The organism is Halosimplex litoreum, from assembly GCF_016065055.1.
Classification (GTDB): Archaea; Halobacteriota; Halobacteria; order Halobacteriales; family Haloarculaceae; genus Halosimplex; species Halosimplex litoreum.
Genome location: NZ_CP065856.1, coordinates 2576710 through 2602840 on the forward strand (window position 1 = coordinate 2576710; position 26131 = coordinate 2602840).

The 26131-nt window shown below is 63.6% G+C and carries 18 protein-coding genes and 2 pseudogenes; 12 read left to right on the forward strand and 8 right to left on the reverse strand.

The window, feature by feature from the left end:
* The first annotated feature begins 43 nt into the window (after nucleotides 1-43).
* The 3 genes and pseudogenes from I7X12_RS12700 to I7X12_RS20600 all read left to right on the forward strand — a co-directional run.
* Nucleotides 44-2056, forward strand: a complete 2013-nt coding sequence (locus I7X12_RS12700) for a beta-L-arabinofuranosidase domain-containing protein (protein ID WP_198060444.1) — start codon at nucleotides 44-46, stop codon at nucleotides 2054-2056.
* A 138-nt stretch (nucleotides 2057-2194) separates the two neighbouring features.
* Nucleotides 2195-3022: an IclR family transcriptional regulator gene (locus I7X12_RS12705; protein ID WP_198060445.1), complete on the forward strand. Its 828-nt coding sequence runs from the start codon at nucleotides 2195-2197 to the stop codon at nucleotides 3020-3022.
* 461 nt (nucleotides 3023-3483) lie between these two features.
* Nucleotides 3484-3639, forward strand: a pseudogene (locus tag I7X12_RS20600) (galactonate dehydratase); the annotation flags it as partial.
* A 9-nt stretch (nucleotides 3640-3648) separates the two neighbouring features.
* Here the strand turns inward: I7X12_RS20600 and I7X12_RS12710 are convergent.
* Nucleotides 3649-4450: pseudogene (locus I7X12_RS12710) on the reverse strand (winged helix-turn-helix domain-containing protein).
* Between the two features lie 140 nt (nucleotides 4451-4590).
* Nucleotides 4591-5658, reverse strand: a complete 1068-nt coding sequence (locus tag I7X12_RS12715) for a sensor histidine kinase (protein WP_198060446.1) — start codon at nucleotides 5656-5658, stop codon at nucleotides 4591-4593.
* Between the two features lie 3 nt (nucleotides 5659-5661).
* Between I7X12_RS12715 and I7X12_RS12720 the strand changes: the two genes are divergently transcribed.
* Entirely contained in the window at nucleotides 5662-6024 is a 363-nt protein-coding gene (locus I7X12_RS12720; RefSeq protein WP_198060447.1) for a hypothetical protein, read from the forward strand.
* A gap of 159 nt (nucleotides 6025-6183) precedes the next feature.
* On the opposite strand, the gene I7X12_RS12725 is transcribed toward I7X12_RS12720, so the two are convergent.
* From I7X12_RS12725 to I7X12_RS12745, 5 genes are all read right to left on the reverse strand, one after another.
* A complete protein-coding gene (locus tag I7X12_RS12725) occupies nucleotides 6184-9129 on the reverse strand; it encodes a PAS domain S-box protein (RefSeq protein ID WP_198060448.1) in 2946 nt (981 codons plus the stop codon).
* A 2-nt stretch (nucleotides 9130-9131) separates the two neighbouring features.
* Entirely contained in the window at nucleotides 9132-10892 is a 1761-nt protein-coding gene (locus I7X12_RS12730) for an ATPase domain-containing protein (RefSeq protein WP_232342827.1), read from the reverse strand.
* The gene (locus I7X12_RS12735) at nucleotides 10814-13786 is read right to left on the reverse strand and encodes a PAS domain S-box protein (protein WP_198060449.1); all 2973 of its coding nucleotides are present in this window, start codon (nucleotides 13784-13786) and stop codon (nucleotides 10814-10816) included. Before I7X12_RS12735 ends, I7X12_RS12730 begins: the two co-directional genes overlap by 79 nt.
* A gap of 240 nt (nucleotides 13787-14026) precedes the next feature.
* Nucleotides 14027-14248 (reverse strand): hypothetical protein, encoded by a 222-nt coding sequence (locus tag I7X12_RS12740; protein ID WP_198060450.1) that lies wholly within the window; start codon nucleotides 14246-14248, stop codon nucleotides 14027-14029.
* 991 nt (nucleotides 14249-15239) lie between these two features.
* Complete coding sequence (locus I7X12_RS12745) at nucleotides 15240-16019, reverse strand: IclR family transcriptional regulator (protein ID WP_198060451.1); 780 nt, start codon at nucleotides 16017-16019, stop codon at nucleotides 15240-15242.
* A 407-nt stretch (nucleotides 16020-16426) separates the two neighbouring features.
* On the opposite strand from I7X12_RS12745, the gene I7X12_RS12750 reads away from it, so the two are divergent.
* Nucleotides 16427-17527 carry an MFS transporter gene (locus I7X12_RS12750; RefSeq protein ID WP_198060452.1) on the forward strand — a complete coding sequence of 367 codons (1101 nt, stop codon included), beginning with the start codon at nucleotides 16427-16429 and terminating at the stop codon, nucleotides 17525-17527.
* A gap of 31 nt (nucleotides 17528-17558) precedes the next feature.
* Here the strand turns inward: I7X12_RS12750 and I7X12_RS12755 are convergent, their stop codons facing one another.
* Complete coding sequence (locus tag I7X12_RS12755; RefSeq protein ID WP_198060453.1) at nucleotides 17559-18455, reverse strand: DMT family transporter; 897 nt, start codon at nucleotides 18453-18455, stop codon at nucleotides 17559-17561.
* A gap of 469 nt (nucleotides 18456-18924) precedes the next feature.
* Here I7X12_RS12755 and I7X12_RS12760 point away from each other — a divergent pair, with 469 nt between their 5' ends.
* The 7 genes from I7X12_RS12760 (at nucleotide 18925) to I7X12_RS12790 (ending at nucleotide 26086) form a co-directional block, all read left to right on the forward strand.
* Complete coding sequence (locus I7X12_RS12760) at nucleotides 18925-20097, forward strand: ABC transporter ATP-binding protein (RefSeq protein ID WP_198060454.1); 1173 nt, start codon at nucleotides 18925-18927, stop codon at nucleotides 20095-20097.
* 7 nt (nucleotides 20098-20104) lie between these two features.
* On the forward strand, nucleotides 20105-21031 hold the full coding sequence (locus tag I7X12_RS12765) for a hypothetical protein (protein WP_198060455.1): 927 nt from the start codon (nucleotides 20105-20107) through the stop codon (nucleotides 21029-21031).
* Between the two features lie 365 nt (nucleotides 21032-21396).
* On the forward strand, nucleotides 21397-22698 hold the full coding sequence (locus tag I7X12_RS12770) for an extracellular solute-binding protein (protein WP_232342829.1): 1302 nt from the start codon (nucleotides 21397-21399) through the stop codon (nucleotides 22696-22698).
* A 1-nt stretch (nucleotide 22699) separates the two neighbouring features.
* Nucleotides 22700-23683 (forward strand): carbohydrate ABC transporter permease, encoded by a 984-nt coding sequence (locus I7X12_RS12775; protein WP_198060457.1) that lies wholly within the window; start codon nucleotides 22700-22702, stop codon nucleotides 23681-23683.
* 1 nt (nucleotide 23684) lies between these two features.
* A complete protein-coding gene (locus I7X12_RS12780; RefSeq protein WP_198060458.1) occupies nucleotides 23685-24629 on the forward strand; it encodes a carbohydrate ABC transporter permease in 945 nt (314 codons plus the stop codon).
* Between the two features lie 164 nt (nucleotides 24630-24793).
* Nucleotides 24794-25003, forward strand: a complete 210-nt coding sequence (locus I7X12_RS12785; RefSeq protein ID WP_198060459.1) for a hypothetical protein — start codon at nucleotides 24794-24796, stop codon at nucleotides 25001-25003.
* 117 nt (nucleotides 25004-25120) lie between these two features.
* Nucleotides 25121-26086, forward strand: a complete 966-nt coding sequence (locus I7X12_RS12790; RefSeq protein ID WP_198060460.1) for a sugar phosphate isomerase/epimerase family protein — start codon at nucleotides 25121-25123, stop codon at nucleotides 26084-26086.
* The last annotated feature ends 45 nt before the right edge of the window (nucleotides 26087-26131 follow it).

The window sequence follows — 26131 nt, forward strand, 5'->3', positions numbered from 1 at the left end:
GTCGACAGACACACCCCTGTCGTCGGAGACCGTTTCGGGCGGTGTGGACGACAGTCTGACCGACTCTTCGGTAACCGTTCAGGCCATCGAACCCTCTGTCGAAACTGCTGGCAGGCACTTCGACTCGGTCGAGATCCATCTCGAACGCCAGTATACTTATACGGGTGCGGTAGCGTTAGTCTCTATGGTCGTTAGTAATTCCCCGCAACTATCTCCAAGAGCGTTCAACCCGCTACCTCTCGGTGCAGTCACACCACGCGGTTGGCTCCGCCGCCAGTTGCGCGTCCAAGCCGACGGGTTGACCGGCAGTATCGACGAGATCTGGGAGGATCTGGCGGACAACGCTTGGCTCGACGGCAAGCGTGACGGCTGGGAGCGTGGTCCGTACTACGCCGACGGCCTGGTACCCCTGGCGCACCTACTTGAGGACGACACCCTCCAAGCCAAGGCGGAGACGTGGGTCGAGGGATTTCTCGCGGCACAGGACGACGACGGGTGGTTCCGCCCGAAACAGGTGTGGGCTGCAGTGGACCCGTCCGATCCATGGCCACGGTTCGTCATCTGCAAGTCGCTCCGGCAACACTACGAAGCGACCGGGGACGAACGGGCCCGAGACGCCATCGAATCGTTTGCCGAGTACCTCATGGAACACCCAGACAACTGGTCAATCGGCGACTGGGCCGAGATGCGGTGGATGGATCTAGCCGTCACGCTGCACTGGCTGTTTGAGGAGACCGGCGAAGCGTGGATCCTCGATCTCGTCGAGTTGCTAATTGGCCGTGGGTTCGACTGGACGGACCACTTTCAGAACTTCCAATTCAAACGCAAACAGGACGACCCGAAGATGGAGACGCACGTCGTAAACAACGCTATGGGGATCAAGGCGCCGGCCGTTCGTCACCGTCAGAGCGCGACAGGAGACCACAGCAGCGCTGTCTACGAGGGGATCGACAACCTCGACCGCTTCCATGGGCAGGCGACCGGCCTGTTCACCGGCGACGAGCACTTCTCTGGAAAGAATCCCTCCCAAGGGACCGAACTGTGTGCAGTCGTCGAGTACATGTACTCGCTGGAATATCTCGCGTCAACCCTCGGTGACCCCGCGTTCGCGGACCGGCTCGAACGGATCGCGTACAACGCCCTTCCGGCGACGTTCACCCCAGACATGTGGGCCCACCAGTACGATCAAGAAGCCAATCAGGTTCTCTGTACCGTCGCCGAACGACCCTGGACCAATGGCCCCGAGGCGAACATCTTTGGACAGACACCCCACTTCGGATGTTGTCACGCCAACTTCCATCAGGGGTGGCCGAAGTTTGCGGCCAACCTCTGGATGCGTTCGCCCGACGGCGGGCTCGCGGCAGTGGCGTACGCTCCTTCCGAGGTTCAGACGACCCTCGAGGACGGAACTCCAGTCGGCGTAGTCGTGGAGACCGACTACCCCTTCGAAGACGAAATCACCTTTCGGATAAACGTCGAAGCAACGACGACATTCCCGCTCTATCTGCGGATTCCGGAGTGGGCGGACGGCGCGTCTATCACGACCTCCAGCGGCAAAACAGTCCCTGAGACGGGAAGCTATCACGTCCTCGATCAGGCGTGGGAGCCAGGTGACGAAGTCTCGCTTTCGCTGTCGACACAACTGTCCGCCGAACGTCGCTACAACGGGAGCGTCGCGCTGCATCGCGGCCCACTCGTCTTTTCGTTACCAATCGACGCCGAGCGGAAGTTGGTCGGCGGGACGCCACCGGCTGGTGACTGGGAGTATCACCCGACCGAACTCTGGAACTACGCGCTCGATCTGGATGCCACTGACCCGTCGGCGACGACAGATCTCGAACGCCGGTCGCCTGGGAAGGTCCCGTTCGACCCCGAGGACCCCCCGGTCGAACTGAACGTAGACGGGGCGCTCGCGCCGGAGTGGCAACTAGAAAACAACTGGGCCGGCGAGATACAGCGGAGTCCGACGCGGACCGACACCGACACCCAGAGCTTGACCCTCGTCCCATATGGCGCGACGAATCTACGAGTAACCGAGTTCCCACTTCTCGAGTGAACACTCGAAGGGGTCGCGACGCCGCTCGAGTCCTTATCGTGATCCAGCCCGATTCGATGGTGCTGAATAGTTCGTCGACGGCTTACGGTACCTGTTTATCACCAGCTAATTTTTAATCGTGCGGACCTAGAACTAGATATGTCACCTGACGATACGCCTGTTCTGCAATCGTCACAGAAGCAATTCAACGTCCTTGAACAGCTCACACAGGCGGACGGCGCCGGTATTACAGAACTCTCAGAGGCCACTTCACTCCCGAAGAGCACTGTCCACCTCCATCTTCAGTCGTTGATCGAAGCCGGGTACGTCGTCAAATCCGGTCAGGAATATAGTCCTTCGCTCAAGTTGCTCAGAATGGGTGAACAGACGCGAGAGAGCGTCGAACTATATCGAGAGGGGCGCGAAGAGATCGACTCACTCGCGAGAGAAACAAACGAACTGGTTAACTTGGGACTGTTTGAGAACGGGAAGGTACGTCTCCTGTACCTCCGAGAGACCCACGGAGACAGTCCGACTGAGCCACCGTCCGTCTCAACGGAATTCGAAGCGACAAGACAGAGAGTGAGTGTACTAAGCGAGGACTACGGGCACGCTGCAGGGACCACGCTCGATATCCATGCAACTGCTATGGGGAAGGCGATCCTTGCCGCACTGTCACGGGAGACAGTTGAGCGAATCATCGACGAGCATGGGCTTCCCCGCCACACCGAGCAAACGATCACGTCCTACGAGGAACTCTTCGCGGAGTTGGAGACCATCCGCACGCGAGGCTACGCCGAAGACGTCGAAGGTCGAGCCGAGGACCTCTACTGCGTCGCGGCAGCAGTTTCGAATAACGACGAGCCGATAGGTGCGGTTAGCATCACCGGCCTCTCGGATCAGTGGAACGGTGAGTATCAGGAGCGACTCGCGGACAAAATCATCGACACTGCGCGGATGATCGAAATAAAACTGGCCCACTCCTGATCTGACGCGGCGTTCGACGTCTTTCCCGGACTGTTCAACTCTATCGAAAAAATCCCCGACGAACCTGACCCAGTAGTCCTCCCTGTCTCGGCCCCATACGGTGCAATCTATTCGCTCGCACGCCACGTATTACAATTCTATTATTGTAATTTCTAACCGGGGTTACGCCTCCCTCGGCGTCCAACCGATATACGAATTCAACAGGGCTGAACAATAGGTGGCACGACGACAACATGTCTATAGATGGAATACACAGTCGAGTTTAAAAATGCGAATCGTTTCCGACGGGCTAGGCTAACGAGATAGGTCTCGAAGTCTACAAGGCTGAACATTCGTATGTATAGACGGCAAAAAAGTATACTTTAGGATGTAAGTAGACAAGGACATCAAGACAGTAGGATTCCAGATGGTGAAAATAGAATCGAATCCCGAGATCGTGTTCGCTTTCTTGAGGGACGAAAATTACTGAATACGAACCGTTCGAGGTCCCGCCACGGTGGCCCATACTGAAGCTGACGACCGACGAGGGGGGCGTCGGCTGGAGGGAGCCTGTTGTCGAAGGTCGTGCAAAAACCGTCCGGACCGCCGTCGAAGAACTCTTTCAGACGTACCTGCTGCAGTAGTAGTTAGAAATAGTTGCTCACTCTTCGACCGGAATTTGGTCTATCGCGGTGTCGATCGCCGCCGTGAGCTCGTCGAGCGAGTCGAAAAGTCGGTTGCTGAGTGCGTCTCGGAGCTGCCGACAGCACTCTGCGACGGGATCGAGCTCCGGCGAATACGCGGGCAACGTGACGAAGACGAGGTCGTCACGGCCCGTCAGGTCCGTGACGGCCGACGCCTGGACGTACGGCGCACCACCCGGCACGACGATCTAATAGTATTCGAATTCTTTGTATACATCGAAAATTATACTTTTGTGTGATCGGCGGTGACGTACTCGATGAACGGTGAGAAACAGCAGCCGCCCTCTTCGGCTTCGGCGGCCGACCGGCGAGGCTTCTGAGAACTCGATCTAGCTTCTTTCAGCAGCCGCCGGCGACTCGAACGGGAGTACTCGACGCCGTAGGTGTCTTCGAGAAATTCCCGGACGAGCGCCGGCGTCCACGCCGGCGCGTCGATCCCGACTTCTTCGGGCGGTTGGTGAACCGTACGTTCGAACTCTTCTTGCCGTGATTCCGAGAGCTTTCGTTTTCTTCCGGATCGAAGAGCATCAGAGACAGCTTGCTCGAGCGACTCGTCCGTGTCGAATCGCATCAGCCAACTGTAGATCGTTCGTCGCTCGGTGTCGTGCCACTCGGCAAGCTCAGTTTGTGTTACTCCGTTCTCGTACGCGATCGCCGCTAACAACCGCTGTGTCGGCTTGTTCTTCTCGACGGTGTCGAGGGTACCTCGGATGTCTTCGACGGAAACATCGCCGAGGTGGTCCATCGGTTAGTGTCTCGATTTACGAGTGAAAAGTTCTAACGGCTACTGTCGGTTCCGCTACCACGCGTTCGTCCAGAGTCACTGTCGGCAGCCGCCACAGACGGCTGACCGGTCGGATTAGCGCCGTCGATCGCCGCGGTCGCTCAGACCGTGGGAACCCTGAGCGTGACGACGGTCCCGAATTCCCCAGAGGACGGTGTCTCGACCGCTAACGTGCCGCCTCCCTCTTCGACGATCCACGTTGCCAACCAGAGCCCCAGGCCCGTACTGTGTTCGAGCCCCGTCTCGGCCGCCCCCGTATTGTGGATCAGCTCGTTCTGGTCGATCCCCGGTCCGTTATCGGCGATCGAGAGTGCAACCATCCCCGCTTCGGGGGCCTCGACGGTGACCTCCGCCCGCGGGTCGGGACTGTCGTTGTGTTCGGCGGCGTTCTCGAGGACGTGCTCGATAGCCTGTCTGAACAGCGGGGGCGCCTGTACTCGTCGTTCGTCGGGGAGGTCCAGCGTCAGCGTCAGCCTCGAGTGGGTCGTTTCGACCGTCCGGACAGCTCCCTCGACGACGGTGACGATATCGACGGCCTCGGTTTCGAACGCGTCGTGTTCGAGCAGCTGTTCCAGTTCGCGTGCCTCCTCCGAGAGGTTGAGCAGCCGATCGGTGGTCTGGTCGATGTTGACCGCGGCGTTCGTCGGCGCCAGATCGCCCGACGCGAGTCGCTCGGAATGCCCCCGGAGCACCTGGGCCCGGGTGCGAATATCGTGGCGCAACACACGGTTGAGAACGCTCAAGCGCGTCGACAGTGCCGTCGCCTCGCGCTGTTTAGCTGCGAGTTCCGTATGGCTCTGCCGTTGGTGGCCGTCGTACAACCCGATCACGAACCCGAGCACTGCACCGCCAGCGGCGGCGTTCGTAACGAGGTAGAGCGCGATCGTATACCCCGGGCGAATCACCTCGAAGAGGACCGTATTGAGACTCACGGCCACCAGCAATGCAGCGGCCCCGAGATACGTCCACCCGGCGATACGGGGGGCGTAGCTCGTCAAGTCGTAGCGGACGATCCCGAGCCCGCCCGCGGCCAACGACAGTCCGAGCGCGACGGTGAGCCCCAGCGCGACACGCTGGGCCAACCCGGACCCGCTCGCCTCCGACAGCCGTACCAGCGTGAACACGACGAATACGACAGCCAGCCCGAGTAGCGACCCGACACCGAACATCGATTGAACGCGCTGTTCGGTTTGCATGAATCGGAATCCGGTGATATATGCACGCCGCTCCTACATATACGTACGTGCAGTTGTGGGCCGACTGATGCTTCTGCGGATACCGGCAACACCGAGAAGTACAGCGGCGGCGGGAGCGATCTCACCGAGGAACCCGTCCTCGACCGTGCACAGGCTGGAGTCGGTCTCGAGGAGTGGAGCGTCACGTCCGGTGGTACCGAAGACGACCAGTTCCGTCCGCCGACCGACGAGACGTACTTCGCGTTCGGTCTCGCGGAACTCGTGGGCGTGACGGATGTGACCGCGGTGTTCGCCGACGAACTCGCCGCGTCGGACGACGACGAACCCGTCGAGGGATGACACGAGGGCCCTCTGGTCGTGGCAAACCCAGCGATTCCGGGTGGGGCTGCCACAGCACTCGCCGAAAACCCGGACCACCGGACAAGAGACGCGTGCTTCCAGACGGGCCGAAGAGCGCTCCCGGAATCCGTGGACGACGACTGTGGTCGCCCCGTCGCGTCACTCCCGGGAGAATCGAAGTTCGACGACGGCCCCTGTCGGCTCGTCGTCGGTGATACGCATCGAACCACCGCTGTTCGTCGCTATCCACCGCACGAACCACAGTCCGAGTCCGTTGGTGTGCTGGAGTGGTGACTCCTTCCCGGCGGTGACCGACTGTCGTTCGAGCGTGGGGATTCCCGGCCCGTCGTCGGCGACACGAACGAGCACGGCGTCCGACTCGTCGTCTACCACGACCGATATCTGTACCGAAGGGCGCTCTCCGGTGTGTTTCACCGCGTTGTCGACCAGCTCGTTCACGGCCAGTTCGAACGCCTCGTGGACCGCTGCTTCCGCGACCGACGGTGTCTCGACCGAGATCGATGCGGCGGGGTAACTCAACTCCGCCTCCGATGCGACCTCCTCCACGCACTCCGCCACGTCGATGGTCGTGACGACGTCGGTCGCACCGGGGTCCAGTACGGTCTCGAACTTCCTGACTTGCTCCGCGAGTGCGAGCAGTTCGTCACTGGCTTTCAGAATATTGCCGGCGGCGTCTCCCACAGTCACGTCCGTCCGATCCTCCTCGAGTCGCTCCGCCCACGCCTGGACGACGTGCATCTTGTTCCTGAGGTTGTGCCGAAGCACTCGGTCGAAGACGGAGAGTCGGCGGTCGCGCTCCTGCAACTCGGTGATGTCACGTCCGACACAGACGACCTCTCCTATCTGTCGGTCGGACGGACGGACCGAGACGGTCGTCTGGTACTGTCGCTCTCTCCCGTCGCAGTCGACGAGTATCGTCTCTACCGTCTTCTCTGTCGCTTGCTCGGCCAGAAGATCCAGTATCGCGTCGGTCAGAACTCTCGTGTGCTCTTTGCCGAACACTACCGAGAGATGTTCGCCGACGATGGTGTCCGCCGACTGCCCCAAGAAGTCTGCCGTCGCCGGGTTCGACGACTCGAACGTCAGGTCTTCGTCGAGCGTGTATATCAGGTCGCTCGTCGTTTCGACGATACGCTCGTATCGCTCGAGTTCCTCCTGTCTCTGTTTCTGGTCGGTGAGGTCTTCGAGGAGGCCGACCACGCCGGTGACCTCACCGTCGCTATCCCGCATCGGGGCCGTCGTGAGCGCTACGTCGACGAGCGACCCGTCTTTCCGCTGGCGAACCGTTTCGTAGCCTACAACCGGTTGTTTGCCCTCTATCACTTCGGTTCGCAGTTCGTCGAACTCCGCTTGCTTCTCCGCTTGGACGTTCGGTAGCTGTTCGCCGAGAGCCTCCTCTTCGGACCAGCCGAAGATGCGCTCGCACCCTTCACTCCAGAGTCGTGTGATGCCGTCCACGTCCACTGCGAGTATCCCGATGGGTGAGGCGTCGAACACGGACTCGAGCAGGTCTTTCGTCTCTTCGAGGTTCCGCTCGCGCTCCCTGCGATCGGTGATGTCCTGAACGGTGCCTCGGTAGACAGACGACTCGGACTGGTGTGGTTCACCTCGAACGTGCACCCATCTGGTCTCACCGGACGCCGTCTGGATGCGACAGTCGAGTTCCTGTGGCTCACCGGTCGCCACCAGCCGTTCGAACGCGTCACGGACGTCCACTTCGTCGTCCGGGTGGTAAAGGTCGAACGCCTCTTCGAGGTCGAGTTCGGTTCGCGGCCAGACACCGAGCAGTTCGGCGAGCCGTTCGGTGTGTTCGACCTCACCGACGTCAACGTCTACCTCCCAGCCGCCGACGTCGGCGATAACCTGCATCTGATCGAGGAAATCGACCAGTTGCTCCAGTTCACGCTCCTGTGCCCGTCGTTCGGTAATGTCCTCGATGGTCGAGATAACACCGATTCGCTCGCCCGACTCGCCGGTCAGGGGGGCGGCGTTTATCGAGAGCCAGCGTGTCTCGCCGCTCTCGGCGATGCCGTGCTCGACTCCTCGGACGGTATCACCGGTTGCCATCACGCGCTCGAACGGGAGGTCCGCGCTGTCGAGCGGCTCACCGCTCTCTCCGACGACCTCCCAGCTCGGTTCGTCGAACGCGCGGCCGACGACGTCTGAGCGCTCCAGTCCGAGGACGTCTTCGGCTGCCGCGTTCGCCCGGACGATCCGTCCGTCGGCATCGATCACTGCGATGCCCGTCGGGCTCGTCTCGAACAGCCCTTCGAGCGTCTCCGTCTCCTCGCGCAGTCGCTCCTCAGCCCGTTTTCGAGCGGTGACATCGGACTGAAAGCCGATATAGTGGGTGAGCTCTCCCGTGTCGTCGTAGACCGGGGAGATCTCGAGGTGGTTCCAGAATTCGGTTCCGTCGTTCCGGTAGTTTCGAAGCTCGACGCTCACCGCCTCGCCCGCGTCGATGGCCTCGCGAAGGCGCTGGACCGGCTCCGATTCGGTCGCCTCGCCCTGCAGGAATCGGCAGTTTCGACCCAGCACCTCCTCGCGGTCGTACCCCGTCATCTCCACGTACGCGTCGTTGACGTAGGTCAACGCCTGGTCGTCGGCGGCGTCCGTGATGCTGATACCGACCGTCGCATCGTCCATCGCCCGCCGATACAGCGCGAGTTGCAGTGACTGGCGACGGGTCCGGAGGAGCGACTCGACACGCGACTCGACGACTGCCTCCGTCGTTGGAACGGAGAGGGTATCGTCAGCCGCTCCGTGTAAGGGCTGGGAGACGTCGCGTCCCTCGCGCGCTCCGACCAGCAGGAGCACCGGCAGGTAGCGCTCTCCTGCGCTCTCCTTTCGGCTTTCGAGCGTCTCGGCGACCGTGCGGTAGGTCGCTTCGCCGACGATACAGAGGTCGAAGTTCGGGAGCGGTTCGTCGGCCTCCGGTGGAGCCACGACCACCTCGTAGTCGCCGAGCAAGTCCACGAGCAGGTCTCGGTTGCGCTGACCTTGGACGAGGAGGAGAATCCTGTCGGGACCCGTCGCTGTTCCGGGCCCCCTCTCTCCAGTGGACGGTGGCTCCTCGTCGCTCACGGTTACCTCTCGCCGTCCCAGGTCGGTGTCCCGGTCAGGACGCCGCGAAGGTCGTCGAGGGGGTCCCCGATGTGGATCCCGTCACGGTCGATACGGAACGAACGCAGGGTCGACTCGAACGACCCGAACCGTTTTTTCAGGACACCGGCAGCCTTCCGAACGTCGCCACGCACTTCGATATATCTGAGGAACAAGATGTTGTCCGCGAGATAGCTGACGTGGCTATCCGAGGCCCGGAAACCGCCGGTGACGTCCTGTATCTCGTCGGTTATCACCACCGTCACGCCGATATTGCGGAGATAGCGTGCCAAGGCGTGGAGTTCCTTCCGGAGGTCGCTTCCCTCCGCGTGGAGGCTCAGTTCGTAGCCAGCAGTCCCGTCGATGAGCACGAACTTCGTGTCGTTCTCTTCGACTTCCGTCCGGACCCGGTCGGCGAACTCGTCGGCAGACAGCGTCAGCGGCTCGATAGCCTCGACGACCATGTCGCCCGACTCTATCTGTTCGCTCACGGAGAGCCCGACGGCCGCCGAGCGGTGTGTGAAACTCTCCGCGCTCTCCTCGAACAGGTAGAGAGCCGCTCGCTCGTTCCGGGCAGTGAAGGCCCTGGCCAGCGTCGTAGCGGTCGTCGACTTACCGACGCCGCTCGGCCCCGAGACGAGCGTGATGCTCCCCCGTTCGAGGCCGCCACCGAGCAACGCGTCGAGCGACTCGACGTTCGACGACACCGTCTCGAACGCCGACGCATGGTGATGGTTCGCCGGGCTGACCTTGGGGAAGACCCGAACTCCTCGGCCGTCGTCGATGCGGAGCGCGTGGGTGCCGCTTCGGAAGTCCGTCCCCCGGAGCTTCTCGATTTCGAGGAACCGACCTTCGTCGGTCCGTGAGACGGTTACCGAGCCGTTACAGAGATACTGGAGCCCTTCGTCGGCCTGCTGTGCGTCCGGTTGGCTCGTAAAGAGCGTCGTCGCCCCCGCGTCCTTGAGATACCGCATCAACGACGCGGCAGTCCTGTTGAACTGGTACTCGTCCGGAGAGAGATGGCGCAACTGTGAGAGGGGGTCGATGACGACACGGTCGGGCCCGTGCTCCTCGACGGCGTCGGCGATAGCCGACTTCGTCGACTCTCCCTCGACTTCGCTGGGCTTCAGCACGGAGTACGACTCCTCGTCGGTGAACTCGCCGCCCGTCGGACTCAGGTCCAAGATCGGCAGGTCCGAGAAGTCGAACCCGAGGGTCTCCGCGTTCGCTATCAGCTCTGCCGCTGGCTCCTCGAAGGTGACGTACAGGACGGGTTCTCCGTCGGCAATTCCCGCAGCGAGAAAGTGATATCCGAGGATCGTCTTTCCCGTTCCGGACCGTCCACGGACCATGTACGTCCGGTTCGGGGGGAATCCACCGTGCAGCAGGGTATCGAGCCCATCGATCCCAGACGACGCCCGAGAATCAGTACTCATTTCGACTCTACCTTGGGCTAAACCGGCAATAATCCTGGGGTCGTCCCCCTGCCGGTGTTCGAGGTGTTCCAGACCGAGGGCGAACCACCTCCGGAACTGGCGACCGAGACGACCGGAGACGGCGCGGAGCCGGCCGGCCGGTCGACCGACCTGGCCGATGCGCCGGGGTTGCAGTTCGTGCCCTACCCGACGCCGAGTGGCGACACCGACACCGCGACGGGCGACCGTCGCTACTCGGCGGCGAAAACGACGCCCCTGATCGCGAAGCGCACGCCACCGTCTGCCCCCTCGGTAACGGAGATGTCCCACCCGTGGGCCTCGGCGATCTGTTCGACGATGTTCAGTCCGAAGCCGGTGCCCGTTTCCCTCGTCGAGTATCCCGCGTCGAAGATATCGTCGCGTTCGCCTTCGGGGATGCCCGGGCCGTCGTCCTCGACGTAGAAGCCGTCTTCGAGTGCGCCGACGGTGACGACCACGTCCTGGCCGCCGTGTTCCACGGCGTTCCCGAACAGGTTTTCCAGCAGTTGATAGAGCCGGTCGTCGTCGGCTTCGATCGGCGGCAGCGGGTCGCCGTCGGTCGCACGTCGGAGCTCGGCGTGGGCCACGTCGTCGGTCACGAGCGTCCACGCATCGTCGATAGCGGCGTCGAGGGCGACGGGAGTCAGTGCCCCGATATCTCGTCCCTCGCGGGCCAGCCAGAGCACGTCCTCGGTGATCCGCTCGATCCGGTGTAGTGCAGTGGCGATCGCCTCGAGGTGCTCGGTGTCACACTCTCGTTGGACGAACTTCAACCGCCCCTGGGCGACGTTCAGCGGGTTGCGAAGGTCGTGACTGACGACGCTCGCGAACTCGTCGAGTCGATCCCGCTCCTCTGTGAGGGCCTGCTCGCGGTCCTTCCGGTCGGTAATATCACGATAGACCCACAGATGGCCGAAGCCGTCCGGGAGTTCGATCGGCTCGTAACTGCGAGCGAACGTGCGGCCGTCCCGCAGCGACACCTCCTCGTCGCGGACGGAGTCGCGTCGGTCCACGAGGTCCGCGATCCGGGCCACGAACCGCTCCGGGTCGACGAATCGCTCGCCGAGCTCCGCGGCCAGTCGTTCGCAATCCGTTCCGATCACCTCGTCGGGAGCGCGGGACGTGTCGAACAGTTCGAGCAGTCGGTCGTTGACCATCAAGACGTTTCGCGACTCGTCTTCGGCGAGAACGCCCACAGGGAATGTCTCGATGAGCGTGGACAGCAACGCGTTCGTCTCTTCGAGTTCCTGCTCGCGCTCGATCCGTCCGGTGATGTCCCAGTTGTTCGTCACGATTCCCTCGACCGCGTCGTGGTCGAGTCGATTCGTCCCTCGGATCTCGAGCCAGCGCCACGCGTCGTCGGCGGTCCTGAACCGGCACTCGACGGTCACCATCTCCTCCGGCCCGGCGACGAGGTCGCTAAACGCCTCGCGCACCTCGTCCTCGTCGTCCGGATGGACATAGCCGAACCCGTTCCGGCCGACGAGCGCGTCCGTCTCGTATCCCAAAATCCGCTCGACTGCGGGACTCTGGTAGGTGATCGTGCCGGCCTCGTCGAGGACGGTAACGATATCGGACGACTCCTCGAGATACGCCTCGTACTGCCGTAGTTCGCGCTCCCGTCGTTTGCGCTCGGTGATGTCGCGGTCGGAGACGAGTAGCGAGACGACCTCTCCGTCGTCGTTCGTCACCGGTCTGAAGACACCCTCGACCGTGTACGGCTCACCGGTTGGGCCCACGAGATCGGCCTCGAACTCGACGTACTCCCCGTCGGCGGCACGGTCGATCCACCCTTCGACCGCCCGTTGGACGGCCTCGGAATGGTCGAACCACGGCGTCGCCCAGAAGGGCTGCCCGATGAGTTCCTCGCGCGTGGCAGCGACGTACTCCATCGCCGTCCGGTTGATATCGAGGACCGTCCCGTCCGTGTCGATCAGCCCGACGAGGATGTTCGGATCGTCGAATATCGCCTGAAAGCGCCGTTCTTTCCGCTCGAGTTGGAGTTCCCGTTCCTTCTCGCCGGTCACGTCCCGCTGAAAGCCGACGTAGTTCGTGATCTCGCCGTCGGACGTTCGAACCGGGGCGATCGAGACGCGGTTCCAGAACTCGGTGCCGTCCTCGCGGTAGTTCCGCAGTTCGACGGTGACCGGGTCGCCGGCGTCGATCGCCGTCCGCATCGCTGCCACCGGTTCCCCAGCGGTCCGCTCCCCCTGGAGGAACCGACAGTTCCGGCCGAGAACCTCGGACTCGGTGTAACCGGTGAGCTGCTCGAACCGATCGTTCGCGTACACGAGTGGGTTGTCGTCGCGGGATGGGTCCGAGAGCGTGATGCCGACCGGCGCTTCGTCCATCACCCGAGTTTCGAGTTCACCGGCCGGTTCGCGCGCTTTCCGGTCCGTGATATCCTGAAACTGCGAAAACACCGCGACGGTCTCTCCGTCGTCGTCGGTGACGACTCGGTTGTGCCACTCACAGACGATCCGCTCCCCGTCCCGACGGACGTTCGTGTTGATGCTGTGATAGCCGTCCTCGTCACGAAGCAGGTTCGAAACGACGTTACCGACCGGCTCGCGGTCGGAGTCGGGAACGATCCGCTCCCACGAGTCGCCGACCAGGTCGTCCGCGCCGTATCCGAGGATCGCTTCGGCCCGCTCGTTGATGCGGGCGACCTCGAAGTCGTCGTTCCACTCGATGACACCGAGCGGAGACTGGTCGAAAAACAGGGACAACCGCTCGCGACTCGTCTCGAGCTCGCGCTTCGACCGGTACTGCTCGACGGCGTTCGCGATCCGGTTCGCCAGAACGGTGTACTGACTGGTGCCGCTCCCTTTCTGCAGGTAATCGGTCACACCGGCGGAGATCGCGTCGCTCGCGACCTCTTCGCTTCCTTTGCCGGTATAGAGGATAAACGGCAGCTCCGGGTACTCCGAACGGACGGTCTCGAGAAAGGCGATCCCGTTCCGCCCGGGCATCTCGTAATCGGAGACGATACAGTCGAACGCCGCCTCGTCGAGGCGCTCCAACCCCTCGCTGGCGCTCGCCGCCGTCTCGACCGTGAACCGTTCGTCCTCGCGCTCGACGAACGTCGACGCCAGGTCAGCGAGGTCGGGCTCGTCGTCGACGTGCAGCACGCGAATCCGGACGTCCTCTCGATCGACGGAACGGGACGCCCCAAAATCGGTCATGCTAGAGACTCTCTCGAGAAGCGAAAAAGGTGTTTGGGGCAATTTTCAGAAGAGAGATCCGGGACGCAGTTGTCGGGCTCTCCGCGCATCCCCCACCACCGGATCGAATGCTCCCGATAGCGTGGAGTCCTAGTGTGACACGAAGCTCGACCGCGGGGCGTAGGCGAGCCTCTCACGGTACAACCCGACTGGACCCCGTACTGTGATACTTAGAACGCTCTGCTCACTGTCCGGTACCGTCTACGACACCCCCATCTCGACGAGAGGTCCCCCGAGGATTCCCGAAGCGCCCCCGACGACGTCGGGGAAGACGAACCGATACGACGGTCGGTAGCGGCGATCGCGGCCAACGACGGCGTGAGACGGACCGCACTCGCCGAGTGGCACGACGTCGGTCGAAACGCGACCTCCAGGCGTCTCGAACGGCGCCGAACCGACGAACCGTTCGAGCGCCTCGTACAAATATACTCGATATGAGAAAAAACGATACCACTCAGAACAAACAGACAACTATCGGAACGAACCGTTCACGAACTACCCACGGAAGTCGAGACGGGCCCGGCGGTGCGGTTCCCGCGTTCGGCCGGACAGTCCTCGACGCAACCTGTGGCGTCTAGTCCTCCTGGCAGAACTGCCGGCAGTTGCGCAAAGGCTGGGCCGAATTGTCGAGGGAACCGTCAAAAAGCCGCTGAGGCCGACGATTCAGCGAGGATTCCCGACGAAATCAGACAGCGCGAGTGAAGACGGCGACCAATATACTGCGTCCCGACCGAACCGAGACGCTCGTTCGGGTCGACTCGGGCGCCGCGCGGGTCCCGTGCGGCACCCGGCCAGGCGCCGACCGCTCCGGCCAACACGACTGGACGTGCTTACCCGGTGTATCCTTCGAAGACAGCAACTGCATCTACAGCAGGCCGTCGAGTACGGCGGCGCCGGCGACGCAAAAGTATACTTTTGCTTATATACTACGAGTTCAAACAAGATCTGATATCGCAGTCGGCGATCGGCCGTCTTTTCGGGGGTCGGCCGTCACGGATCGTGTGGCCCGTGACGGCCTCGCCTCCGTCACGCCGCCTGCGTATTCGCCGGAACTCGATCCCGCCGAAGAGTGCTGGCGGCGACTCCGAGACGGCTTCAGCAGTGGGTCCTTCGGCTCGCTCGAGCAACTGCCCACCGCGATCGATACCGACCAGCGTCACCTCCGAACGTGGGTGGGGCCGTCTGACGTTCACTATCGGTGTACCGACTACCGTCCGGTAGGGAGAAACCGTCGATCGCAGCGAACGGGCCCCGTTTCCGACCAGTGTCGATCGGGAGTGCCGTGGCGTGTCCTATCACACTACAGGATTCGATCCCGAGCTGAAATTACAATACTACAGGCGTAATTTTGAAGCCAGCTCGACCCGTGTCGGGCGGCGGGCAACCCGTCCACCGATAGTGAACGAAAACGCTATCAATAGTGTTTGGATTTCAACTCGATCACGTTCACTGTCCGCTGCAGGGCGTCGGCTAGTTCGTCGTCCTGGTACTTTTCCTCCAGACGGTGTTTCGGCCCGCTGATTCCGATAGCGGTCGGGGCGTCGAGACTCCCGTCGTAGTGGAGCGCCATCGCGATCGTCTTGATCCCCTGGCGGTGTTCGGCGTCGCCGACCGCGTACCCGGTTTCGTCGATCCGACCGAGTTCCGCGAAGAGTTCTTCGCGCTCGGTAATCGTGTTCTCGGCCGCGTCGGGTAACCCCTGCCGGGCGAGGATCGTCTCGACTCGTTCCTCGGGGAGTTCTGCCAGGAGTGCTTTGCCGAGTGCGGTCCAGTGCATCCTCGTCCGGTGGCCCAGTGGGGAGTTGTCGAACACCCCGTCGGACGGCTGAGACGAGTAGACGAGTACGCGCTCGCCGGTCTCCTCGATACCGAGGTGTGTCGTCTCTCCGATCTCTTCGGCGAGTGCGTCGAGTTCCGGTCTGGCAGCTCGAAAGACGTTCAGACGCTGCTGGATCTCGCCCCCGACCTCGAGGAATTTGAGCCCGAGTCGGTACTCCCCGCCGTCGTTGACCAGATATCCCTCCTCCTCCAACGTCTTGAGGTGCACGTGGACGGTGCTCTTGGCCATCCCGAGCCGTTCGGCCAGTTCGGAGACGCCTGCCGACTCGGCTTCGCGGAGCGTATCGACGATAGTGAACAGCTTCTTCGTCGACTGTACCCGTTTGGCCGAGGACTCGGTGTCGTTCGTGTCCATCATTCGTGGTCGTTCTCTCCTGGAGTAGTCCAGTTTTCTACTTAAACCCGTCGCGTATCCGGGGCGGAACGTGACCGTGGTGCCGGAACGTTCCGTTCCTCCTCCCTCGAATCGTTCACTATCGGTGGACGGTCTATTTTTATCGTTCGTGATGGATCGGGGGTGGCGTCGGTGGTCGGTCGAGAGCGCGGTGACGGTCCGAGAGCGTGCCGGTCGGGCGTCGGAGTGGACCGACAGACCAGTATCGTTATTCGCCAGTACCGAGTCGGACCACTACCGGGGCGCTAGATACGCGAACCGTGTGCCCCGACAGACCAATGCACTCATCGGAACCCAGGCCGGTTCGACGTAGTCGACTGTTCGGATCCCTGCTGACAGTCGTGTTCTTGCTCGGACTCTCGCGAGTAGTGTTCGCGCCGCTGGTCCAGTCGTTGATGGACGCGTTCACGGTCTCCGAGGGGACGATAGGGCTGGTACTGACGCTGATGTGGGGTGGGACCGCCGTCAGCGCCGTTCCGGCCGGATATCTCCTCACGCGGGTCGGTCGCCGACCGATGATCGTCGCCTGTGGGGTCGTCCTCGGCGGCGCGAACGTCCTCGTCTCGGTGTCGCCGACGGTCGAGGTACTCGCGTTCGGGGCGGCTCTCCTCGGACTCTCTGCCGGTGGGTACTTCGCCGCCGTGAACCCGTTTCTCGCGGACCTCTACCCGACGCAGGTCGGTCGGGCAGTCGGGATCCACGGCATGTCTCAGCAGGTCGCCGCGACACTCGCCCCGGTGGCGGTCACGGCCGCGCTCGTGGTCGGGACCTGGCGGACGACCTTCGCGGTGGCGGGCGCCACCGTCTTCGTCGCGACGGCGCTGTTCTGGGCGCTGAGTCGCGATGTCGATCCTCCCGGTGGGACCGATGCGCCACCGGCGGCGTTCCTGACGAGCGTTCGCAGTCAGTGGCGAGTCGTCGTCGCTGGCGTCGGGATGGCGGGCGCGACCATGTTCGTCTGGATGGGCGTGTTCAACTTCTACGTCCCGTACCTCTCGGCTACCAAGACCGTCTCGTCGTCGAGCGCGAGCCTCTTGCTATCGCTAAGCTTCGCGGCCGGGATCCCGGCGTTCTGGGTCAGCGGCCGACTGGCCGACCGGATCCGTCGCGTCCCGCTGGTGCTGGGTATCGTTGCGGCGTTCGCCGGACTGGTCGGTCTGCTCCCGGTCGTCGACGGATTCTGGCCCCTGGCCGCGACGTCGATCGCCCTCGGATTCGTGATACACGCGCTCTTCCCGGCGCTCGACTCGTATCTCCTGACTTCCGTCCCCGACGAGAACCGGGGCAGTGCGTACGCGCTGTTGCTCGCTGCGACGATCACCATCGAGGCGCCCGGGAGCGCGGTCCTCGGAGCGCTCGTCGCGGGCGGTGTGGCCTACGACGTGGTCTTCCGTCTCGCCTCGGTCGGTCTCTGGACCGTCCTCGCCTGTCTGCTCCTGGTCTACCGGCTCCGGTGGATCCCCGAGTGAGCCGTCGTCAGCCCGGCCCCGTGGTCGTCCGTCACTGGAAGAAAGACCGCAACTGGTCGCGCTTGACCAGCGCGAACCCGGCTACGATGACGACGAAGCCGACGACGCTCACCGGGTCCAGCCCTTCCCTGAGGACGAGCCAGCCGACGACCGCCGCGACGATCGGCTGGAGATAGTTCACCAGGCTCACCTCGAACGCGCCGACGCGCCGGAGCAGCGTGAAAAATACCATGTACCCGCCCACGTTGACCAGCAGTGCCAGATAGGCGACCGCCAACACCCCTGGGACCGTCACCGACAGGTCGCCGTAGGACTCGCGAACGACGAACAGACTCACGAAGTGGAGCGCGATGCCGCCGGGCGGGGTGGCCCACGCGAGCAGCACCGGGGTCGACGCCGGGGGATCGAAGCGCTGGACGAGGACGCCGCCTAGCGCGTTGCTGGTCGCCGCGACGAGTATCAACAGGCGACTGACGTCGCCCGTCGCGATCGTAGCTGGCGTCGGCCGCACGATGAGCGCGACGCCCGCGAGCCCCACGAGCAATCCGACGACCTCGACGACCGCGAATCGCCGGTCCGGAATCAACAGCCGTGCGAACAGCGCGGTGATGAGCGGGATGAAACTCAGGACGATCGCGCCGACGGCGCTGGGTGCACCACGCTGGCCGACGAAGAAAAACGAGTTGTAGATCGTGACGGTGAACAGTGCGATCGCGCCGGCGGCGAACCAGCCACGCCGGGTGCGCGGACGCCACTGGTCGTGGACGGTGAGGACATACGCGAACAGCCCGACGGCCGTCACGTCGAAACACAGCGCCGCGTAGAACACCGACGGGAAGTACGACTGGCCGATCTTGACCACCACGAACCCGGAGCCCCACACGACACTGAGCAGGACGAACAGCAGGATGTCTCTCCGTGAATCCATCGTCACCCGCTCTCGGCGAGAAGCACAATAATGTACCGATCGTACCGATGGCAGTCCGTCGACGGTACCCGATCACTTCGCCCGCGTGCACCGCCCGTCCACGCGGACCGCGATATCGTGGCCCCTGCGACTCGTGGTCTATCGAGCCGGTCACACGCTCGTGCCGGCGACCGCGGGGTCCAGTAGCAGGAACCATCCACGACTGTTCCGCCCGCGACTCGGACTGTCCGGTCGCGGGCACCGGGCGCCGAACCCGCCCGAGAATATCGGCCTGTCACCAGTACGACCGGTACTCCGGGTCGAGCTGGCCTGGCCAGCGGGAGACCGAGCGCGCCGTCTCGACAGCGGTGGACGTCCGGACTCCCGGTCGGTCGTCTGGGTGTCCGCTCTCGAAGTTGTTCGGTGAGCGGTCGATCGCTCCCACTTGCGAAACCTTTATACAGCAATCCCGGGAATGTGAGAGGTAGTTATGGGATCGCTTCGCATGGAGCACGTCACGAAGCGCTACGACGACGTAGTCGCTGTCGACGACATGAACCTCGATATCGAGGATAGCGAGTTCATTTGCCTGGTCGGTCCGTCGGGGTGTGGCAAATCGACGACACTCGAGATGATCGGCGGACTCACGACGCCCTCGGAGGGCGACGTCTACATCGGTGACCGGGACGTCACCGACCTGCCGCCCAAAGACCGCGGGCTGGCGATGGTGTTTCAGAACATCGCCCTGTTCCCGCACATGGACGTCTACGACAACATCAGCTATGGGCTCAGGCTCCGCGACTTCCCGCAAGACGAGATCGACGAGCGGGTGGACGAGGCCGCCGAGATCCTCCAGCTAGAGGGGATGATCGACCGGATGCCGAGCGAGCTCTCGGGCGGGCAACGCCAGCGTGTCGCTATCGGTCGCGCGATCGTCCGGGACCCCGACGTATTCCTGATGGACGAACCGCTGGCGAACCTCGACGCGAAGCTGCGGGTGCACATGCGGACCGAACTCCAGCGGCTCCAGCGCCAACTGGACGTGACGACGATCTACGTGACCCACGACCAGGAGGAAGCGATGACGATGTCCGACCGGATCGCCGTCATCAACCACGGCGTCCTCCAGCAGATCGCCCCGCCACTGACCTGCTACAACGAACCGGCAAACCTCTTCGTGGCCGGGTTCATCGGCTCGCCGAGCATGAACTTCTTCGAGGGCCGACTCGACGGCGACCGGCTCCGGTTCGACTCGTTCGACATCGACGTCTCGGACGTCGACCTCCCCGGGGATCTGACTGACGTCACCCTCGGTATCCGGCAGGAGGACGTCTATCCCGCGGAACAGGCCGATTCGATCGAGGCACCTTCGAGCGCTATCTCGGCGACTGTCGACGTCCTCGAACCCGTCGGTGAACAGATCTTCGTCTACCTGGACACCGGAACCGAGATGGCAGACGTCGGCGTCGAGACCGAAGAAGACGAGATCGGTGCCGATATCGGCTCCCTGCTCATGGGTGTCGACCCCGACTACCGACTCGAGGAGGGCGACGAGATCGAGGTCGTCTTCGACCGCTCGAAGTTGCACCTCTTCGAGACCAGTTCCGGAGACGCGCTCGTCCACGGGATGACGGCGAAACAGCTCGTCGACGAAACGCAGTGACCCGCTGATGTGTGCTGACACCCTCGGCCTCTCGAGACTCCGCCGGGACGCCTACACCGGGCCGAACCGTTGCTGGCCGTGTACGGCCCTGAACGTGGCGATCCTCGCGGTCGCGGCGGTCGCGGTGGGCTGGGCGAGTGTCGCCCTCGTCGGCGTCGCGGTGGCCGTCGCCGGTCTCGCGGCGGTCTGGCTTCGAGGGTATCTCGTCCCGTACACCCCCCGGGTCACCGGTCGGGTCCTGCCCGCACTTCCCGGTGACCGGTTCGGCCACGCGACCCCCTCAGGGGCGCCGAGCGGAACTGCCGCGACGGACGGTGGGGACAGCGACCAGTCGGATCCCGAGACGACGCCTGCCGTGTCCGGCCAGGGCGTCTCCGCGGGGTCCACCGACGGGGCGGCCGGGGCCGCCGTCGTCGAGGAACTCCTCGCTGCGGACGTCCTGGTCGACGACGGGACGGCGCTGGCGCTGGCCCCAGCGTTCCACGACGCCTGGCGCGCGACGGTCGTCGACAGTCGCGAGACGGAGTCGAGCCCCGAGAAGCTCGCTACCGGCCTGAGAGCGGTGATACCCTGGGTAGCCGACGCCTCTGTCGTGACCGACGACGGTCGACAGTGGATACAGCTCACCGACGCGGACGAACGGATCGCCGCCGAGACGTGGCTGTCGCTCCCCGCCGCCGCGGCCGACTTGACCGCCGTCCAGACCCTCGCCGACCGGACCGACCTCACCCCGAGTCAGCGGACGCTGGCCGCACCGCCGCTGCGTCAGTTCCTCGAGCGGTGCCCGCGATGCGATGCCGACCTCGACGTCTCCTCGCCACGGGCCTGCTGTGGGAGCCCCCGGTACGTCGCCGACGGGATCGAGGCAGTCCTCGCCTGTCCCGACTGCGACGAACTCGTCACCGTCTTCGAGGCCGACCCCGACGCCGAGTGACCTGGCGGAGCACTGCCCGCAGTCCGTGTTTCACTGCACCCAGTCCATCAGCGACTGCGGTGAACGGGATCGGACCCGGTAGTCAGGACGCTTCGACCGGCCGATCCGGGTGAGTATGCGAAACTATTATATATTTTGGGGGCGAGCGGTGTATGTGTGTCTTTCACATGACCGATGAGAGTTCAACCAGTGGTCGTTCGATCGACCGACGGCGATTTATCAGGGCAGTGGGCGCTACAGGTGTCGCGGGCGGCTTAGCCGGTTGTTCGGGTAACGGCGACGGTGGCGACGGCGGTAGCGGCGACGGTTCGACCGGGACGTCGACGAGTGGCGGTGGCGGCAGTTCCGGTGGGACGACCGTCGAGATGATCGCTCACGACGAGTGGGCGAACGTGCAGCAGGAGGTCAACGACCTGCTCCACAAGTACGGGATGTCGGAGGACATCACCATCGAGATGAACACCGTCGGGCAGACGACCGACGACCAGCAGTCCCAGTACCGCCAGTGGCTCTCCGCGGGTCGGACGACCCCGGACATCATGATCTTCGACAGCGGGTGGACGATCCCGTTCCTCGTCCGTGACCAGTTACTCAACCTGGAGGAGGCGCTCCCCCAAGACCTGCTGGACCGCGTCCACAACGACTACTTCCAGGCCAGCGTCAACTCCGCGACCGGCCCGAACGGGGACCTCTACGCGTTCCCGATCTACCCGGACTTCCCGACCATCCAGTACCGCAAGGACCTGGTCCAGGACGCCGGATACGACTGGGAGCAGTACGCGACCGACCCGATGACCTGGGAGCAGTTCTCGGCCGAGCTCAAGGACGTCTACCAGCAGTCCGACGTCGAGTACGGGTTCAACACCCAGCACATCGCGGCCGAACAGCTCTCGTGTTGCGTGTTCAACGAGTACCTGACCACCTACGGTGGTGCCTTCTTCGGTAACCCCGAAGAGAACCTCTACCAGAACATCGGCGAGCGACCGGTCACCGTCGACGAGGAGCCGGTGATCAAGTCCCTGGAGATGGCCCGGACGCTCGTCCACGGCAACGACGCGTCTCACACGCTGGACAACATCGCGGGCAACATCTCCCCGGAAGCGGTCGCCCAGTGGGACGTCGAGGGTGCCCGTGCGCCCTTTACCAGCGGCAACGCGGTCGCGCTGCGCAACTGGCCGTACTCGATCGCGATCAGCGGATCCGAGGACAACCTCGGCGAGACCCAGGGCGTCATGCCGATGCCCTACGGCGTCCCCGAGGGCGAGGGCAACTACCCGGGGACCGGCGGGTCGACCGCGGCACTGGGTGGCTGGCACGTCGGTGTCAACCCCAACTCCGAGAAGGTCGACTCTGTCGTCTCGATGCTTCAGGCGATGCAGAAACCCGGCTTCATGAAAGAGAACTTCGGCCTCACCGGATGGATGCCGCCGGTCCAGGAGGTGTTGGCCGACTCGACGGACGTCCCGATCATGGGTCGATACGTCGACTCGCTGGCCTACGCCGGCGAGCACTCTATCGCGCGACCGGTGACCGTCCTCTGGCCACAGGAGGCCGACGCCATCGAGCAGTCCGCCAACTCGGCGCTTCAGAGCGGCGGCAACCCCACCGAGGAGATGAACCAGCTCGCCGACCGCCTCACCGCTATCGAGAACAACTTCGAGGGCTGATATGGCCACGGAAACGAACGCACGGACCACTCGATCGCCGCTCAGGGTCGACCTCGCCCTGTTGAATCGGGTCGAGCGACTCAGCGACACACAGTTCGTCTACTTGATGCTGACGCCGGTGCTCGTCCTGCTCGGGGCGATGGCAATCTGGCCGCTCGTCGATACGTTCCAGATGTCTCTGCACGCGGACAACATCATCAGTTCGGACGCGACCGGCGAGTTCGTCGGCTTCGAGAACTACGTCGGGATGCTCACCGGCCAGACCAACGCCCTGCTCCCGCGGCCGTTTCTCGACCTGTCGACGCCGTTGACCAGCGCCGTCTCCGTGACGGTGCTGTTCACCGGGATCGCCGTCGGGATCGAGACGATCCTCGGGTTCGGGATGGCGCTGGTCCTGGACAAGCGGTTCCGGGGTCGACGTTGGGTCCGTGTCGCGCTCATCCTGCCGTGGGCGGTCCCTATCGTCATCCAGGGGATGATCTACTACCTGATCTTCACCCCGGGCGTCGGCTTCGCGGTCGACCCGCTCCAGAGTCTCGGACTCATCTCCGGGGCGCCCCTCGCCGATTCGTGGTCGTCGCTGGTCATCGTGATCGCCGCCGACATCTGGAAGCAGTCGGCGTTCATGGCGCTGTTGATCCTCGCGGGCCTCCAGAGTATCGACCGCGACCTCTACAACGTCGCGAAGGTCACCGGGGCCTCGAAACTCCAGGAGTTCTGGACGATCACCTTCCCGCTCGTCCTCCCGACGCTTCTGATCGCCTTGCTCTTTCGGACCATCGCGGCGCTGAAAGTGTACGGCACGGTCGTGACGGTCACCAACTGTAACACGCTCCCGACGCTGACGTGTCTGGTCGTCACCACCTGGAACGCCAACCGATACGCCTCTGCGGCGACCATCGCGTTCATCATGGCCGCGGTCATCGCCATCGCGCTCATCGGCTACCTCTGGAAGCTCAGAGACCTCGAGTACGGGGGGATCTGAGATGGCGAAATCTACCGGCCAGGCGACGGCCGACTCCGAGCCCTCGAACGCCATCGAGGGCCTCGCTCGACGCATGGTCCAGAAACCGCAGTCGGTCTATCAGGTCCTGTTCTACGTCGTGACCGGCTTCTTCCTGCTGATGTCGCTGTTCCCGTTCTACTGGCTGATGGTGCTCTCGCTCACGCCACAGAACAGCATCTCCGGGATGGGCGCATTCTTGCCGAACGGGTTCAACCCCGGAGTGTACCTGACCGTCTTCGAGACCGTCCCGTTCCACCTATTTATCTTCAACAGCGTCCTCATCGCGGCGCTGACGACGGTCGTCGTCCTGCTGATCGGGAGTATCGGCGGGTACGTCTTCGGCCGCTACGAGTTCCCCGGGCGGACGCCCCTGATGCTGGGCGTACTCGTCATCTCGTATTTCCCGCCGGCGGCGTTCCTGATCCCCCTCTTCCAGCTGTTCACGGCGAACGTCGATCTCTTCGGAATCGCCTTCGAGTACCCGCAGATCTACAACACGCCGGGGGCCGTCGTGCTTCCGCTGAGCGCACTGATCATGCCGCTCGTGATCTTCATCCTGGCGACGTTCTACGGGCAGATCCCCGACGGGCTAGAAGACGCAGCCCGCATCGAGGGGTCGACCCGGGTCGGCGCACTGTTCAAGGTGATCATGCCGCTGTCGGCGCCCGGCGTCGCGACGGCGGGCATCCTGACCTTCATCATCACCTACAACGAGTTCTTCTTCTCGTTCCTGATGCTGGAGGGCAACCCCCAGGACTGGGGCGTCCTGCTCCACGGGGTGTTCCGCTTCCAGGGGACGCGCTCGCAGGCGTACAACCTGATGGCGGCGGCGAGCATCGTCGGCGTCGTGCCGATGGCCGCGCTGGTCGCGCTCGCACAGGACAAGATCGTCAGTGGCCTCACCCAGGGCGCGCTCAAAGAGTAGCGTCCGCCACGGGCGACAGCTTTTTTTCCCGCTCGCTCCTCGTCAACGATACGCATGCGTTACGCGACACTCGAACCCGCCCGCCCCGCGGCGTCACGTGAGCACTCCTCGACTGTCGCCGCCCGGGACAGCGCGGCCGTCGCTGTCTCTGGGGAGGGTACACGATGAGTTCCAACGGGGTGATCCTGTACTTCGCGTTCGGGACGCTCCTGTTTTTCTTCTGGGTCTACGGGATCGTCTCGTTCATCTCGGACCTGCGTCGTCAGATCATCCCCTGGATCCGCGTCCAGTGGCGAAAGCGGCGCGACGACGAGCCGAACGACCGCGAGACCGAGCGGCTCTCGGAACTCTACGGCGACCCCGACGACGAGTGACGCTCCACCGCTCCCCCTCCGAGCGCCCCGTTCCGGACGCCACCCCCGTTCGTCGCCGCTGGCGATCGTCCCGGCTCGGAGAAAGAATTATATACTCCTCTTGGGAAGGTGATCTGTATGCAAGTCGGAGTGCTCACAGTCCTGCTCGGAGACCAGCCACTCGAAGACGCGGTCGAATACCTCGACGAGATCGGCGTCGAGGCAGTCGAACTCGCCTGCGGCGGGTACGTCGGCGACGACCATCTCCCGACACAGGACGTCCTCGACGACGAGGACGCCCAGTCGGAGCTGCTCGCTGTGCTCGACGACCACGGCATGGATCTGGCCGCGCTGGCGACCCACAACAACCCGATCCATCCCGACGAGGAGCAGGCCGAAGCCGACGACACACAGTTCCGCGACGCTATCGCCCTGGCCGACCAGCTCGGCGTCGACACCGTCGTGAACTTCTCGGGACTGCCCGGCGGGTCGCCCACCGCGCAGGTCCCCAACTGGATCACGGCGCCCTGGCCCCCCGACCACGCAGAGGCCCTGGAGTACCAGTGGGAGGTCGCCATCGACTACTGGTCGGAGATCGCGCCGCTGGCCGAGGAACACGGTGTGGACATCGCCGTCGAGATGCACCCGAACATGCTCGTCCACGAGCCCCACGGCCTCCTGAAACTCCGCGAGGCGACGAACGAGCGCATCGGGGCGAACTTCGACCCCTCGCACCTCTACTGGCAGGACATCTCGATCACCGACGCCATCAGACTACTGGGCGAGCACGACGCGATCCACCACTTCCACGCCAAGGACACGAAAGTCTACGAGGAACAGGCCCGGACGCGTGGCGTCCTCGACACGCAGTCGTACGGCGACGTCGCCGACCGCGCGTGGAGCTTCCGCTCGGTGGGCTATGGCCACGGCGAACAACACTGGAAAGACGTCGTCAGTACCCTCCGGATGGTCGGCTACGACGGCGTGCTCTCGATCGAACACGAGGACGCGCTCGCCAGCCCGACCGAGGGGCTGGAGAAGGCGGTGGACGTGCTCAAGCGGGCGCGATTCGAGGAGACGCCCGGCGACGCCTACTGGGCCTGATCGCCCGCGTACTCGCCGCGAGACGCGTCCTGTGGACGCGAACCC